General features: G+C 68.0%; 15 protein-coding genes. 5 read left to right on the top strand and 10 right to left on the bottom strand.

Features of this window, described 5'->3' with window-relative positions; genetic code table 11:
• Positions 1–72: 72 nt before the first annotated feature.
• The 3 genes from PGN12_09545 to PGN12_09535 form a co-directional block, all read right to left on the bottom strand.
• A complete protein-coding gene (locus PGN12_09545; GenBank protein MEH3104135.1) occupies positions 73–1,068 on the bottom strand; it encodes a 4-hydroxyproline epimerase in 996 nt (331 codons plus the stop codon).
• On the bottom strand, positions 1,068–1,973 hold the full coding sequence (locus PGN12_09540; protein MEH3104134.1) for a dihydrodipicolinate synthase family protein: 906 nt from the start codon (positions 1,971–1,973) through the stop codon (positions 1,068–1,070). The genes PGN12_09545 and PGN12_09540 overlap by 1 nt, the downstream gene beginning before the upstream one ends.
• 72 nt (positions 1,974–2,045) lie before the next feature.
• Positions 2,046–3,371, bottom strand: coding sequence for a chloride channel protein (locus tag PGN12_09535; protein MEH3104133.1), 1,326 nt, complete (start codon positions 3,369–3,371; stop codon positions 2,046–2,048).
• Positions 3,372–3,475: 104 nt separating this feature from the next.
• Here PGN12_09535 and PGN12_09530 point away from each other — a divergent pair, with 104 nt between their 5' ends.
• Positions 3,476–5,035 (top strand): DUF389 domain-containing protein, encoded by a 1,560-nt coding sequence (locus tag PGN12_09530; GenBank protein ID MEH3104132.1) that lies wholly within the window; start codon positions 3,476–3,478, stop codon positions 5,033–5,035.
• Between the two features lie 235 nt (positions 5,036–5,270).
• Here the strand turns inward: PGN12_09530 and mltG are convergent, their stop codons facing one another.
• The 4 genes from mltG to fabG all read right to left on the bottom strand — a co-directional run bounded on the left by mltG (position 5,271) and on the right by fabG (position 8,759).
• Positions 5,271–6,239 carry an endolytic transglycosylase MltG gene (gene mltG, locus PGN12_09525; GenBank protein ID MEH3104131.1) on the bottom strand — a complete coding sequence of 323 codons (969 nt, stop codon included), beginning with the start codon at positions 6,237–6,239 and terminating at the stop codon, positions 5,271–5,273.
• A 10-nt stretch (positions 6,240–6,249) separates the two neighbouring features.
• Entirely contained in the window at positions 6,250–7,506 is a 1,257-nt protein-coding gene (fabF, locus tag PGN12_09520; protein ID MEH3104130.1) for a beta-ketoacyl-ACP synthase II, read from the bottom strand.
• A gap of 163 nt (positions 7,507–7,669) precedes the next feature.
• Positions 7,670–7,906, bottom strand: coding sequence for an acyl carrier protein (locus tag PGN12_09515; protein MEH3104129.1), 237 nt, complete (start codon positions 7,904–7,906; stop codon positions 7,670–7,672).
• Between the two features lie 109 nt (positions 7,907–8,015).
• Positions 8,016–8,759, bottom strand: coding sequence for a 3-oxoacyl-[acyl-carrier-protein] reductase (gene fabG / locus PGN12_09510; protein ID MEH3104128.1), 744 nt, complete (start codon positions 8,757–8,759; stop codon positions 8,016–8,018).
• Positions 8,760–8,918: 159 nt separating this feature from the next.
• Between fabG and PGN12_09505 the strand changes: the two genes are divergently transcribed.
• On the top strand, positions 8,919–9,986 hold the full coding sequence (locus PGN12_09505) for an acyltransferase (protein ID MEH3104127.1): 1,068 nt from the start codon (positions 8,919–8,921) through the stop codon (positions 9,984–9,986).
• A 97-nt stretch (positions 9,987–10,083) separates the two neighbouring features.
• Here the strand turns inward: PGN12_09505 and fabD are convergent, their stop codons facing one another.
• On the bottom strand, positions 10,084–11,043 hold the full coding sequence (gene fabD, locus PGN12_09500) for an ACP S-malonyltransferase (GenBank protein MEH3104126.1): 960 nt from the start codon (positions 11,041–11,043) through the stop codon (positions 10,084–10,086).
• A gap of 311 nt (positions 11,044–11,354) precedes the next feature.
• Here fabD and rpsF point away from each other — a divergent pair, with 311 nt between their 5' ends.
• Genes rpsF through rplI form a run of 3 tightly spaced genes read left to right on the top strand, consistent with a single transcriptional unit; the run spans position 11,355 to position 12,610 of the window.
• On the top strand, positions 11,355–11,780 hold the full coding sequence (gene rpsF / locus PGN12_09495) for a 30S ribosomal protein S6 (protein ID MEH3104125.1): 426 nt from the start codon (positions 11,355–11,357) through the stop codon (positions 11,778–11,780).
• Entirely contained in the window at positions 11,780–12,004 is a 225-nt protein-coding gene (gene rpsR / locus PGN12_09490) for a 30S ribosomal protein S18 (protein MEH3104124.1), read from the top strand. Before rpsF ends, rpsR begins: the two co-directional genes overlap by 1 nt.
• 12 nt (positions 12,005–12,016) lie before the next feature.
• Positions 12,017–12,610 carry a 50S ribosomal protein L9 gene (gene rplI, locus PGN12_09485; protein ID MEH3104123.1) on the top strand — a complete coding sequence of 198 codons (594 nt, stop codon included), beginning with the start codon at positions 12,017–12,019 and terminating at the stop codon, positions 12,608–12,610.
• 599 nt (positions 12,611–13,209) lie between these two features.
• On the opposite strand, the gene PGN12_09480 is transcribed toward rplI, so the two are convergent.
• Positions 13,210–14,283: an FAD-binding oxidoreductase gene (locus PGN12_09480; protein ID MEH3104122.1), complete on the bottom strand. Its 1,074-nt coding sequence runs from the start codon at positions 14,281–14,283 to the stop codon at positions 13,210–13,212.
• Positions 14,280–15,218, bottom strand: coding sequence for an alpha/beta hydrolase (locus PGN12_09475; protein ID MEH3104121.1), 939 nt, complete (start codon positions 15,216–15,218; stop codon positions 14,280–14,282). Before PGN12_09475 ends, PGN12_09480 begins: the two co-directional genes overlap by 4 nt.
• Between the last annotated feature and the right edge of the window lie 30 nt (positions 15,219–15,248).

Genomic DNA, 15,248 nt, shown 5'->3' with positions numbered 1-15,248 from the left:
TCTGACCTTTCGGCACTTGCGAAGACCAGCGCGTCTGGATTCCCGCCTTCGCGGGAATGACGGAGAGGACGCTCACACCACCGTGAACCCGCCCCAGAACGGATCCTCGCGGTCAATCCAGATCGTGTTGAACCCGGTCGCGATCGCCGAACCCTCGATCGACGGCACGATCGCCGGCTGCTCGCCGATCATCGTCTCCGCCTCGACCCGCCCGATGAAGCGGCTGCCGATATAGCTCTCGTGCACGAACCGGTCCCCGACCGTCAGCCGCCCGGTCGCCGCCAGATGCGCCAGCCGCGCCGAGGTGCCCGTCCCGCACGGGCTGCGGTCGATCGCCCGCTCGCCGTAGAACACCGCATTGCGCCCGTCCGCGCCCTCGCCCTTCGGCGTGTCGGCCCAAAGCACATGACTGACCCCGCGGATCGTCGGCTCCAGCGGATGGACCGGCTCATACACCGCGCGCACCAGCTCGCGGATCGTCCGGCTCAGCTCGACGATCCGCGCCGCGCCGAGGTCGTCGAGCCCGGTGTACGCGCCCTGCGGCTCGATGATCGCATAATAATTGCCGCCGTACGCGACATCGATCGACAGCGCGCCGAACCCCGGCACGTCGATCTGCAAGCCTCGCGTCGCGAGATAGGCAGGCACGTTACGGATCTTGACCGATCGTACCCGGTTGCCCTCCGCGACGTAATCGATGTCGATCACCCCGGCGGGCACCTCGACGCGCAAGCGTCCCGGCTCGCGCGGGGTGATCAGGCCGTTCTCCAGCCCGAAGGTGATCATCCCGATCGTCCCGTGCCCGCACATCGGCAGGCATCCGGACGTTTCGATGAACAGGATCGCCGCATCCGCATCGCCGCATGGCGGATACAGGAACCCGCCCGACATCATGTCGTGCCCGCGCGGCTCGAAACACAATCCGGTGCGGATCCAGTCGAACCGCGCGAGGAAGTCCTGTCGCCGCTCCGCCATGCTGGCGCCCCGCAACAGCGGGGCGCCGCCGGCCACCAGACGGACGGGATTGCCCGCCGTGTGGCCGTCGATGCAGAAGAAGGTGTGGCGCATCAGGCCGCGACTGCCTCCTTGAGGACCGGACGCGTGGCCGCACACTTTTCGACCATCGCGATCACCTCGGCGCGGCGCGCGCCCTCCAGCGGGAGACGCGGCAGACGCACGCGCTCCGACCCGCGGCCCATGATCTCTTCGGCCAGCTTGATCGACTGCACCAGGTCATGCTCGGCATCGAGGTGCAGCAGCGGCATGAACCAGCGATAGATGCGCCGTGCCTCTTCCCAGTCGCCACGATAGACCGCTGCGATCAACGCCACCGACTCCTGCGGGAAGGCGCTGGTCAGCCCCGACACCCAGCCGCTCGCGCCGAGCAACATGCCCTCCAGCGCGACGTCGTCCAGCCCCGCCATCACGACATACCGGTCGCCGAAGCGATTGATGACGTCGGTGAAGCGACGCGGATCGGGCGCGCTTTCCTTGACCGCGACGATGTTCTTGACCGGCTCCAGAAGCTCCAGCGTGTTGAAGTCGACCGACACGCGATAGGCGGGCGGGTTGTTGTAGAGCATGATCGGCAGCCCGGTCGCCTCGGCGACGGTGCGGAAATGCGTCGCCAGCTCGTTGGGCGTCGGGACGTAGACCATCGCGGGCAGCAGCATCAGCGCGTCGACGCCGATCTCCTCGACCTCCTTCGCGAACGCCGCAGCGCGACGGGTGGTGAATTCGGAGACACCGCAGACCAGCGGCACGCGCCCGCCGACCGCCTCGACGCCCGCGCGCAGCACCGCATGCTTTTCCTCGACGTCCAGCGAGTTGTTCTCACCGCAGGTGCCGAGCAGGATCAACCCGTCGACGCCATCCTTGACCAGTGCCACGAGCCCGCGTTGCGTCGCATCGATGTCCACCGAACCGTCAGCCGCGAACTGCGTCGTCGCCGCAGGGTAGACGCCCGTCCACATGCTCGAACCAGAAACCACATTATCCTCCTGAATAGTGGTATTCGTATACGATATAAAGTCGAACGTACCAAGCTATTTATTGAGGGGCAGCGCAAAGGTGCGCGCAAGGCCGTGATACAATTTTTCGCGGCATATGAATTGGCTGGCGCCATCGGCTACGAAGGCGGTGGCGAACATCGGCAGCATCAGCCCGCGACTGCCTGTGGTTTCGGCCAGAATGATGACCGCCGTCAATGGCGCGCGCACCACCCCCGCGAAATAGCCGACCATCCCCAGGATCACGACGGCGGAGGCGGGCGAGTCTGCGAACAGCGGGCGCAGCAGATTGCCGATCCCCGCCCCCACCGCCAGCGATGGCGCGAAGATTCCACCCGGCAGCCCCGCGACTGCGGTCGCCAGCGTCGCGAGCAGCTTTGCAGGTCCGAACCACAAGGGCGCGTCGACACCACCGATCATCGCCCGCGCCGCGCTATAGCCGGTCCCCCACGTCAACCCGGTCCCACAGCCCAGCAATGCGACGACCACGCCGCACATCACCGCGAACCGGATCGGATAGCGCTTGCTCCACGCGGCGAGCGGATGCGCCCCCTGCGCCAGCGCCAGCATCGCGCGCGCGAACGCCCCGCCTGCAACACCGCCGACCAGCCCGGCCACGCCTGCCACCACCAGCGCGGAACCGATCGGCATGTGCGCGCCGACCAGCCCGAAATACAAATAATCGCCCTGGACCGATTGCGCGACCATCCCCGCGATCACGATCGCGCCGACCACCAGCAACGTCACCTTCTGCTCATAGGCGGAGGCGAGTTCCTCGATCGCGAACAGCAATCCGGCCAGCGGCGTGTTGAACGCCGCCGCCACCCCTGCGGCGCCACCTGCGATCAGCACGCCTGCGCGCAACGGCACGCGCAGGATACGATGCGTCAGCCCCATCACGGCCGCGGCGATCTGCACCGTCGGCCCTTCGCGTCCCACCGACGCACCCGCCAGCACCGCCGCCAGCGTCAGCGCCGCCTTCCCGATCACGGTCGGCAACGACACCAGCGAGCGCGTCGCCGCCTCGGGATCGGCCTGCGCCGCCATCACCTGGGGAATGCCCGATCCGCGCGCCAGCGGCACGTACCGCCGCGTCAGCCACGCCAGCGCGCCGAAGGTCAGCGGAGTCGTCAGCATCGGCACCCAGCGATGCTCCCGGGCGAGACCGGCAAACAGCTCCCCGCACGCGTCGGCGGCCAGTGCGAAGACCGTCGCCGCCAGCCCGATCGCCACCGCACCGATCAGGATCGCCAGCCGCGCGCGCAGCCGTCGCGCGCGTGGGCGTTGCGAGCGGAGCAACGCGCGCCATCGCGCCGGCGTGCCTTCGAGACGAGGGCGACGCGATGAAGATTGCTCCGACATATCGATGCCTTACACGTCCGCGCCGCAAATTGGCCAGCATGGACCCCGCCGCGCCACCGACCGTTTGATCGCTTCACGGGTGTAACGAACCGGCAGAACGAGCCTTGACCGACGAACCGACGACGACGAAGACGCTAACGCCGGGCGCCCGGCGCCAGAAGCTGCGGCGCTGGTGGTCGATGTGGGTGACGGGCGGGGTCGATCACGACGCGGTGCTGCGCCAGATCGCCGGCGATTCGGGCTGGTCCGGGCGCTATGCCTTCCTGATCGTCATTTCCGCGGCCATCTCGCTGCTCGGTTTGCTGATGCCCTCGGTGGCGGTGCTGATCGGCGCGATGCTGCTGTCGCCACTGATGATGCCGATCATCGGGCTCGGGTTCGGCATCGCCACCTTCGATACCGTCGCGATGCGGCGCAGCGCCACCGCGCTGCTCGCCGGCTCCGCACTTGCGATCGCGCTGTCGGTGGTGTTCGTCGCGCTCTCCCCGATCCAGACCATCACCGGCGAGATCGCCGGGCGTACCCGCCCGACCCTCTTCGACCTGCTGGTTGCGCTCCTCTCGGCGGTCGCCGGCGCCTATGCGTTGATCCGCGGCCGCGGCGGCACGGTGGTGGGCGTCGCGATCGCGATCGCGCTGATGCCGCCGCTGGCCGTCGTCGGCTTCGGGATCGCGACCCGCAACTGGACCGTCTTCGCGGGTGCGACGCTGCTGTTCACCACCAATGCCGTGACGATCGCGCTGACCGCCGCGCTGGTCGCGCGTCTTTACGGCTTCGGCGGGCACCTGTCGCGGCATCACACCGGATGGCAACTCGCCTTGTTCGTCGGCGCAGTCGGGCTGCTGTCGGTTCCGCTCGTGTCCGCGTTGCGGCAGATCGCGTTCGAGGCGGTCGCCCAGCGGCAGGTGCGCGACACGATCCGCAACCGCTTTCCCGACGCGGCGCGGCTCAGCCAGCTCGATATCGACTATGCGCGCGATCCGATCCGCGTGCGGGCGGTGGTCCTCACGCCATCGCTCGATCCGCAGGCCGATCGCGTATTGGTCGCCGATCTGCGCGCGCGGCTCAAGCGCCCGATCGACCTCCACGTCGACCAGTTGCGCGTCAGCCCTGACGCCAACGGCGTGGAGGCCGCGCAAATCGCGCGCGCCGCCGAGCCCCGCGACGATTCCGCCGGCGCGATCCGCGACCGTGCCGTCGCCGACCTCGCGCTGATCGCGGGCGTCACGCCTGACAAGATTGCCGTCGATACCGGCGACCGAACGCTGCGCACCACCGCCGCGCCGCTACCCGGGCTGGGGCTGGCCGGCTATCGCGCGCTGGAGGCGCGGGCGGACCGGCTGCTGACGCAATGGCGAATCCTGCTCGCGCCGCCCGACGACGTAGCGCCGTCGCCGGTCCCGATCGTCGAGGGTGTGGTCGACATCACCGCACTCGACGCGCTGGCCTGGGGTGCGATCCGCCTCGCCCGTCCGCTGGCGATCGACGGCGGCACGCTCGCGCAACGCCGCGCCGTCGCGGCGGCGCTGATCGCCCGTGGTGCGCAAGCGACGGGCGGCACCGCGGGAGGACGCCTGCGCGCGTCATGGCAGGTCGAGCCTGCCACGCCGGCCCAGCAATCAACCGGAGCAGCGGCGGGGCAAAGCGTGATCCCTCAAAGCTGAAGCGGAGCCGTCAGCCGCTACGTCATGCCGGACTTGTTCCGGCATCCACCGTTCCGCCAGCACATGAGGCGGTTGCTCTTGCGGAATGGTGGACCCCGGAACCACTCCGGGGTGATGGGGAGAAATGGTTCAAGCGGGAGAGATTACACCCTCGATCATGATGACAGGAAACCGATACCGGTCGTCATTGCGCTTTGGAAGCGCCGGGCGCATGGCAGGCTCGGCCGCTCAGCCGTCACATCTCCCCGCGCGCCCGCCGGATCGCGTACCACTTCTTCACATTGGCATTATGCTCGGCCAGCGTGTCCGCGAACACATGTCCGCCGCTGCCATCCGCCACGAAGTACAGCGCCTTGGTCTGCGCCGGGTCGAGCACCGCGTCGATCGACCGCCGCCCCGGGTTCGCGATCGGCCCGACCGGCAGCCCCGCAGAGGCATAGGTGTTGTAGCCGTTCTTCGCGCGCAACTCCGACTGCCGGATCCGCCGCCCCAGCGGCCGCCCCTTGGTGATCGGGTAGATGACGGTCGGATCGGCCTGCAACGGCATCCCCATCCGCAGCCGGTTGCCATAGACTGCCGCCACCGTCCGCCGCTCTTCGGGCTTGCCGGTTTCCTTCTCGACGATCGAGGCGAGGATGATCGCCTGTTCGGGCGTCCTGACCACCGCACCCGGCTTGCGCGCCTTCCATGCCGTGGCGAGATACGTCTTCATCGCCGCCTGCATCCGGGCCAGCACCGCCGCACGCGCTTCGCCACGCTCGAACGTGTAACCGTCGGGCAGCACCGAGCCTTCGGCGGGCACTTTGACGTCACCGGTCAGCGTTTCGGCCTTCAATATCGCGTCGCGAACCAGCACCGACGGCAGTCCTTCGGGCACCACCACCAGCCGCTGCACCGCCTTGCCGCCCTGCAGGATCGCGAGCACCTGCGCCGCGCTGGCATGATCCGGGAACGCATATTCGCCCGCCTTGATCGGCGCGTCGGATCCGAAGATGCGCGCCTGCAAGCGGAATTTCCGGGCCGAGCCGATCACCCCGGCCTTCTCCAGCGTCCGCGCCGCTGCGGCCAAACTCGACCCTTCGGCGATCTCGACATTCGCGGCGCGCGGCAACGGCCCCGCGCCCTTCCAGCCGTACCCGACCCAGAAGCCGGCCGCGATCAGCAGCAGGCCGGCGACAAGAGCGAAGCAGCCGAGCCTGCGCATGGGTCGAGCCTCAGATCGCCTTCATCACCAGCGACGCATTGGTGCCGCCGAAGCCGAACGAATTGTTCAGCACCGCGCGCACCTCGCGCTTCTTCGCATGGTGCGGCACCAGATCGACCCCCTCGGTCCCCTCGTCGGGATTGTCGAGGTTGAGCGTCGGCGGCACGATCTGGTCGCGCAGCGCGAGGATGCAGAAGATGCTCTCCACCGCCCCCGCGCCGCCGAGCAGATGCCCGATCGCCGACTTGGTGCTCGACATCGACGCCCCAGACAGATCGTCGCCGAACACGCGCTTGGCCGCCGCCAGCTCGATCGTGTCGGCCATCGTCGAGGTGCCGTGCGCGTTGATATAGTCGATGTCGGCGGGCTCCATCCCCGCCTTGCGCAGCGCCATCCGCATCGCCAGCTCCGCGCCCTTGCCCTCGGGGTGCGGCGCGGTGACGTGATAGGCGTCGCCCGACAAGCCGTAACCGACCACCTCGGCATAGATTTTCGCGCCGCGCGCCTTGGCGTGCTCATATTCCTCGAGCACGATCACCCCCGCGCCCTCGCCCATGACGAAGCCATCGCGGTCCTTGTCATAGGGGCGGCTGGCCTGTTCCGGCCGATCGTTCATGCTGCAGTTGAGCGCACGCGCCTGCGCGAAGCCCGCCACGCCCAGCGGGTTGACCGTGCTCTCCGCACCGCCCGCCAGCATGATGTCGGCGTCGTCGTCGCGGATCATCCGCGCCGCGTCGCCGATCGAATGCGCGCCGGTCGAACAGGCGGTGACCACCGCGTGATTCGGCCCCATCAGCCCGTATTTGATCGAAACCTGCCCCGAAATCAGGTTGATGAGGCGACCGTGCACGAAATGCGGGCTCACCCGCCCCGGACCGCGCTCGTGAAGATTGACCGACTCGATCTCGATCCCCGGCAGTCCGCCGATCCCCGAGCCGATCGACACGCCCGCGCGCATCCGCGTCGCTTCGTCCATCTCGGTCAGCCCGGCGTCTTCCAGCGCCTGCCCCGCGGCGTCGATGCCATAGACGATGAACGGATCGACCTGCCGCTGGACCTTGTGGTCGACGCGCTTGTCGGGATCGAAGCCGAATTCATGATCCTTCGGCTTCACCTCGCACGCAATCAGGCATTTCTGCCCGGTGGTGTCGAAGCGCGTGATCGGACCCGCGCCCGATCTACCGGCGATCAGGTTCGCCCAGGCGGTTTCCACGTCCGCCCCAAGCGGGGTGACGAGGCCAAGTCCGGTGACGACGACGCGACGCATAGGCTTCCCTTCTTCCCGCCCCTTGCGCCTCTCCCACGCATCCGGCGGCCTTCATAAACGAAACGGCTCCCCATCCTCTAGCGAAGGATGGGAAGCCGCTCAAATCGTTCGACGGCCGGGCGATGGCAAGGGCGAAGCCCCCGCAGCCCGGCGCATCAGGGCGTCAGCCCTTGTGCTCGTCGATATAGGTGATCGCGTCCTTGACGGTCGAGATCTTCTCGGCGGCATCGTCCGGAATTTCCACCCCGAACTCTTCCTCGAACGCCATGACCAGCTCGACGATGTCGAGGCTGTCCGCGCCCAGATCGTCGATGAAGCTCGCGTCCTCGGTCACCTTGTCGGCTTCGACGCCGAGATGCTCGACGACGATCTTCTTCACGCGGTCGGCGGTCTCGCTCATAACTTTCCCTCTTTCGATTTGGGGGGGTGATTTAAATTTCCTGAACGCAGGTAGAGCCCGTGAACCCGCCTGACAAGTCCGCGTGTGCGGCGCCCGGCAGGCAGATGGCTCAAACCATCGCCATCCCGCCATTGACGTGGATGGTCTGCCCGGTGACGTAGCCGGCCTCCTTTGACGCCAGATAGACGACCGCCGCGGCGATATCCTCGCCCGTTCCCAGATCGCCCGCCGGGATGCGCGCGGTCAACTGCGTCTTCTGCGCCTCGGGCAGTCCGTCGGTCATCGCCGACCGGATGAAACCGGGCGCGACGCAATTGACGGTGATGTTGCGGCTGGCCAGTTCCTGCGCCAGCGCCTTGGACATGCCGACCAGCCCGGCCTTCGACGCGGCATAGTTCGCCTGCCCCGGATTGCCCGTCTGCCCGACGACCGAGGTGATCGAGACGACGCGGCCGAAGCGCTGCTTCATCATCGGCTTGGCCGCAGCGCGGATCAACCGGAACGCCGCCTCCAGATTGACGCGGATCACCTGATCCCATTCGTCGTCCTTCATCCGCATCGCCAGATTGTCGCGGGTGACGCCAGCATTGTTGACGAGGATATCGAGTCGTCCGCCGAGCGCCGCCACCGCCTGCGGCACCAGCGCGTCGACCGCGGCGGCGTCCGAAAGGTCGCAAGGAACGGCGACATGCCCATCGCCGCCCAGTTCGCCCAGAAACGCCTCCAGCTTGGCGACGTTCGATCCCGACACCGCCACCCGCGCGCCCTGTGCCGCAAGCCCTCTGGCGATCGCCGAACCGATCCCTCCCGATGCGCCGGTGACCAATGCGGTCATGCCTGACAGGTCGAACATCTCTGATCCTTCACAATGACACGCCCGCTTTATCGCCTCGCCGCCGCCCGACAAGTCCCGCAACGGACAAGCGGGCGTAACGGCACGCTGGAAGTCCGGCGCTTATCGTCCTAGGCCAACAGGATCGTCCGGGGGGACGTTGACAGGGGAACAAGGCGGGTGACGTTCAATCCGGCCGGCGATGCGCTCGCCGACGACATGCCGCACGCCGATGACCGGCCGCATCGCCGGCACCGCGGCATCGACGGCTGGCGCGCGATCGCCGCCGGGTTCGTGGTCTTCTCGCACGCGATCAACTTCCGCTTCACCGTGCCGCCGGGTGCGGCGATGCATCTGGTGCAACGCGTGTCCGGACCGCTCGCGCAGATCGGCGTCCAGCTGTTCTTCGTCATCAGCGGCTTCATCATCACCTCGCTGATGCTGCGCGAAGAGACGAAGCGTGGCCGCGTCAGCATCGCGGCCTTCTACGCGCGCCGCTTCTGCCGTATCTTGCCGCCGCTACTCGCCTATTTTGCGGCAGTCGGCCTGCTGACCGCCACCGGTGCCCTCACGCTTCCCGCAGACAGCTTCGCGAGCGCGGCGACCTTCACCTGCAACATCGGCTTCGTCGACTGTGACTGGTGGGTGGCGCACACCTGGTCGCTGGCGGTCGAGGAGCAATTCTATCTGGCGTGGCCGCTGCTGATCGTGCTCGCCCCGCCGCGCTGGCGCGTGCCGTTGCTGATCGCCGCGCTGATCGGCTGCACGATCGGGATTTCGGCGAACCCCTTCGTCTTTCACAGCAACTACACGTCCTTCGGCTGCATCGCCGCCGGCGCGCTCTACGCGCTCAGCCCCGTGGTGCGACAGGCGTGCCAGCGCGCAACCGCCACGCCATTGTGGCTGGCCGCGATCGCGCTGCTCGTGCTCGGACCGCTGACGAGGCTCGGCGTGATCGCGATCGTCTCGCTGCCGTTCCTCGTCACCTACATCATCTTCGCCGGCAACGCGCTGCGCTGGGTGCGCGCGATCCTCGAATGGCGCGTGCTTCAGATCATCGGTGCGGGATCGTACAGCCTGTATTTGTGGCAGCAGCTCTTCCTCGCGCCGCCCGCCCATTACACGTCAGGACCGTTCCCGATCGTGCTGCTCCCGATCGTCGTCTTATTGTCGGTCTATCTGGTCGAGCGCCCGTTCATCCACCTCGGCCGCCGCCTCTCGCGGCGGTTCGAGGGCGCGCCCGGCTAACAACCGATATCACCCGCGCCGTTCGTGCTGAGCTTGTCGAAGCACGTGCCCGACAACCCGCCCTCGAAAAGGCGGGGCGCGAACCGCGCGCGTCGACTCACAACCGCTTCAGCAACGCCTCGATGTCGTCCATCGATACCACGCTCACCGCCTCGACGTCCGGCGCGATGCGCTTGACCATCGGCGACAGCACCTTGCCGCCGAACTCGACGAACTCGGTCACTCCGGCCGCGACCATCGCCAGCACCGATTCGCGCCACCGCACGCGCCCGGTCACCTGCTCGACCAGCAAGCGCCGGATCGCGCCGGGCTCGGCGACCGCCACCGCGTCGACATTGGCGAACACCGGCACCAGCGGCGCGCGCAGATCGGCCTCGGCCAGCGCACCCTCCATCACCCGCGCCGCATCTTCCATCAACGCGCAGTGGAACGGCGCCGACACCGGCAGCAGCACCGCCCGCTTCGCGCCCATCTCCTTGGCCAGCGCCACGGCGCGCTCGACCGGGACACGATGACCGGAGATCACCACCTGCGACGGATCGTTGTCGTTTGCGACGGTGCACACCAACGTTTCGCCGGTTTCGGTCAGGGTCAGGTCGACCGCCGCGCCGGCGATCGCCTGTGCCTTCTCGACGTCCGCTCCCAGCAGCGCCGCCATCGCGCCCTCGCCGACCGGCACCGCCGCCTGCATCGCCCGTCCGCGTGTCTTGAGCAGCCGCGCGGTCGTGCCGAGGTCGAGCGCCTCCGCCCCGCACAAGGCGCTATATTCGCCCAGCGAATGTCCGGCGACGTAGTCGGCCTTCTCGGCCAGCCGCACATTGCCCTCGCGCGTCAGCACGCGGAGCGTCGCGATCGCATTGGCCATGATCGCCGGCTGCGCATTCTCGGTCAGCGTCAGCTCGTCGGCCGGGCCTTCCGCCATCAGCCGGCGCAGATTCTGCCCGAGCGCCTCGTCGACCTCGCCGAACACCTCGCGCGCCACCGCCGAGGCGTCGGCCAGCGCCGCGCCCATGCCGACCGCCTGGCTGCCCTGACCGGGAAAGATGAACGCGCGCATGAGGATCTCCGTGACAATCGCCCGCGCTGCTAGGCCGCACGCGCGCATCCGGTCAACCACTGGCGAGTCGGCGCGCTTTCTGGTATCAGGATGTCACAAGGCCGGAACGTTGAATCCAACGCGCGATCGTCTCAACATTCGCAACATTCGCGCCTCAACATTCGGTTGCGTCGGACGCGATTTGGCGTCATAGCGCGACGGCGTCGGGCGGAAGGGAATCACCCTTGCCGCCCTTTGCCGTTGGAACGACAGCCGGAGGGGCGTTGCACATGGGGTGCGCGTCAGCGATCGGCCAACATGAAGGTACATGCATGGCTCTGTACGAGCATGTGTTCCTTGCGCGCCAGGATCTGGCACAGGCGCAGGTGGACACGCTGGCGGAAACCGCCACCAAGATCGTCGAGGAACGCGGCGGCAAGGTCGTCAAGACCGAGACCTGGGGCCTGCGCTCGCTCGCCTATCGCATCGCGAAGAACCGCAAGGCGCACTACGTGATGCTCGAGATCGACGCACCGGGCGACACCGTCGCCGAGCTGGAGCGTCAGACCAGCATCAACGAGGACGTGATCCGCTACATGACCGTCCGCGTCGACGGCCATGAAGAAGGCCCGACCGTGATGATGCGCAAGCAGGAGCGCGATCGTGAGCGCCGCAGCGACCGCGAAGGCGGCCGTGGCGAGCGTGGTGACCGCGGCGATCGTGGCCACCGTCGTGACCGTGAAGAGGAGGCCGCATAATGGCGCGTCCGTTTTTCCGCCGCCGCAAGTCGTGCCCGTTCAGCGCCAAGGATGCGCCCCGGATCGACTATAAGGACGTCCGTCTGCTCCAGGGCTTCGTGTCCGAGCGTGGCAAGATCGTTCCGTCGCGCATCACCTCGGTGAGCGCCAAGAAGCAGCGCGAGCTGGCGCAGGCGATCAAGCGCGCCCGCCACCTGGGCCTGCTGCCCTACGTCGTGAAGTAAGGAGAAGAGCAGATGGATATCATCCTGCTTGAGCGCGTCGAGAAGCTCGGCGGCATCGGCGACGTGGTGAAGGTCAAGGACGGGTTCGCCCGTAACTACCTGCTCCCGAACAAGAAGGCGCTGCGCGCCAACGAAGCCAACCGCAAGGTGTTCGAGGCGAACCGCGCCCGCATCGAGAGCGAGAACGCCAACCGTCGCGGCGAGGCCGAGAAGGAAGCGGGTTCGTTCAAGGACGCGCAGATCACGCTGATCCGCCAGTCGTCGAACACCGGCCAGCTGTACGGTTCGGTCGCGGTGCGCGATCTGGTCGAGGCGCTGGTGGCCGACGGTCACAAGGTGACCAAGAGCCAGGTGGTACTGGACCGTCCGATCAAATCGATCGGCCTGTACGACGTCAAGGTGCAGCTGCACCCGGAAGTCGCCGTGACCGTCAAGGTCAACGTCGCGCGCTCGCCCGAAGAGGCCGAGATGCAGTCGGCGGGCGTCGACGTCATGCAGCAGGTCTTCGAGGAAGGCCGGGATCAGGGCGGCTTCACCGAGGATTACGATCCGAATGCCGAGCCGGGCGCGACCGCCGAGGTTCAGTCGGACGACGCGCAGGGCTGATCGGCCCGGCGCATCGCCCGCAGCAAGAAAGGCCCGCCCGGATCGCTCCGGGCGGGCCTTTCCTTTTGGCGCCGCCATTTCGGGGGGGGGGGGGGACGGCGGCACCTCGGGGGGGGCCGGGAATTAGTGGTTTAAGGAACGTTCCAGACGGCACCAACCACTGCGACCAGCGGAAGGAGCGCAAGAGCGAGCGGTGTGAATTGCTTCAGCATGGCGACCTTTGCGAGCCATTATCGTTGATGGCTGCACAATCGTCGCCGTCGCCAAAGGTTGCGGCAGGGTGAACAAAATTGATCGGCTCGCCAGCATCATAGGTGCGACGAAGCGAGGGGTGGTGAGGGAACACAGCGGCAGGCGGCAGGTTCTTTGCCGGACAGCCACCGATTGCGCCGTGGCTTCAATGTCGAAGCGTAGGAATATCGTCGTGCAGGCCAAGGAGCGGGAACGTCGCGAGCAAGTCAGCACGATGGGACGTGCGCTTCGGTCGAGCCTGCGGGTGCCCACGGACACCTATATCACCGGCGAAATACCTACCTTGTTGACGCTATTGTCGCAGATACCGGCGGTTCCGGAGCGCAAACGCGACTGATCGGTCGCGTTCAGTCACAAAATCGTCGCGGTGCATAGCGCCCGGCATCCAGCCCCGCCGGCACGGCCGCGTCCAGCAGCAACGCCGCACCGATCCGCGCGGCGGCGGGAGCGGTCTGGATCCCGAACCCGCCCTGCCCGGCGAACCAGAAGAATCCGGCCTCCGCCATGCCGTAGACGGGCAGCCGGTCCGGCGCGAACGATCGCAGCCCCGCCCAGCGTCGCTCCACCCGCATCACCCGCCAGTCGACGGCTGTCTCGAGCCGGTCGATCGCGACCGCGATATCGAGTTCCTCCGCCGCGACATCATGCGCCACGACCGGATGCTCGTCATGCGGGCTCAGCCACAAGCGCCCGCCCGCCTCGGGTTTGAAGTAGAAGCCGCCGCGCACGTCGATGACGAACGGCAGCGTCGCGGGCACCGGCGGGTCGGTCTGCAACTGCGCCATCGTCCGACGATACGGCGTGATCCCGATCGGCCGCACGCCGCTGCGCACCGCGACGTCATCGGCCCACGCGCCCGCCGCATCGACGAGAACCGACGCGTCGAACGTGCGGCCATCCGCGATTTCGATCCGCCATACGCCGTTGCGTCGGGCCGCGGACGACAGAAGCGCCGAGGTCACCGTGGTGGTCCCGCTCCGTGTCGCCTGCGCCAGATAGTCGCCATGCAGCCGCGCCACATCGATATAGGCGCAGGTCGGCTCGCTGACCCCGAGCGTCCACGCCGCGCGCAGTCCGGGGATCAGTGGCTGTGGATCGACCGCCGAAAGCGCAACCGGGGTCGCGGCGAATTCGTCGAGCAACGCCGCGATCGCTGCGGCATCCCCATCGCGGCCAATATGGACCGCGCCGAGCGGATCGAGGTAGCCGCCTGCGTGCAGCGCCGGGCCGGATGCGGTGGTCAGCGGCTGGATATCCGGCCCGCCATAGGTTTCCGACCAGAAGGCGGCCGAGCGCCCCGTCGCGTGGTAGCCGGGACGCTCCTCGCCTTCGAGCAGCAACACGCGCGCGCGGTCGCCGATCGCCGCGGCGAGGCTGGCGCCGGCGATCCCGGCCCCCACGATCGCAATGTCGTACGTCATGCCGCGTGACGATCGAGAAAGGCGTCGATCGCCGTCATCGCCCGCATCCGAACCGGATCGGCTTCGCGCAACAGTTCGTGCGCCGCCCCGGCCCCGAACCGCACCAGTGTCGCATCCGGCAGACGGGCCGCGACCTGCACCGCAGCCCGTGGATCGACGAGCCGGTCATCGTCGGCGAGCAGCATCAACACCGGCGTCGACAGCGTGGCGAGTCCGGGATCGGCCCGCAGCCGCGCGGTCGCCGCAAACGCCTCCGCCAGCCACGCCCAGCTCGGCGGGCCGAGTCGCAGCTCCGGCTGGGCGGTCAGCCACCATTCCTCGTCGGCATAGCGCGCGTCGTCTCCGGTCAGCAGCCGTTGCCGGGGCATCATGCCGGGCCGCTCATGGCTCTTCCACGCCGGGCGCGCCGGATCGCCGAACCGCCGCATCGCCTGTGCCACGCGCGTCCCCAGCCACGCGCCGACGGGTGAGCGCAACCCGAGCATCGGTGCGACCAGCACCGCCGCATCGGCGCGAATGACGCCATCGAGCAGCGCGCGCAGCACCAGATAACCGCCCATCGAATGCCCGACGATCACATGCGGCCCATGCTGCTGCGCGGTCCAGCGACGCCAAACCTCGGCCAGATCGGCGATCAACGGTGCGAAATCGTCGCAATGGCCGACATGCGGGTCGCCGCCGAGTCGCCCCGACCCGCCCTGCCCGCGCCAGTCGAAGGCGGTCACCGCCCAGCCGCGATCGTGCCAGTCGCCGAACGCCTCCAGATACTTCTCGATCATGTCGCCGCGGCCAGCCTGGAACATCAGCGCTCCACGCCCCCGCCCGTCGCGCGCAAAGCGCCGTAGCCGCCATCCGTCCGCCGCGACATCGAAGGACAGCCGCGCGTCGGCCGGCAGGGCGCGGCGTACCGCGGCGGGATCGGTCGTGATCGACATCGCCGGCATGGTTACGGTTTCTCAAACCAT

The sequence above is a fragment of the Sphingomonas phyllosphaerae genome (assembly GCA_036946405.1).
Lineage (GTDB): Bacteria > Pseudomonadota > Alphaproteobacteria > Sphingomonadales > Sphingomonadaceae > Sphingomonas > Sphingomonas phyllosphaerae_D.
This window is presented reverse-complemented; position numbering and strand designations above follow the sequence as displayed.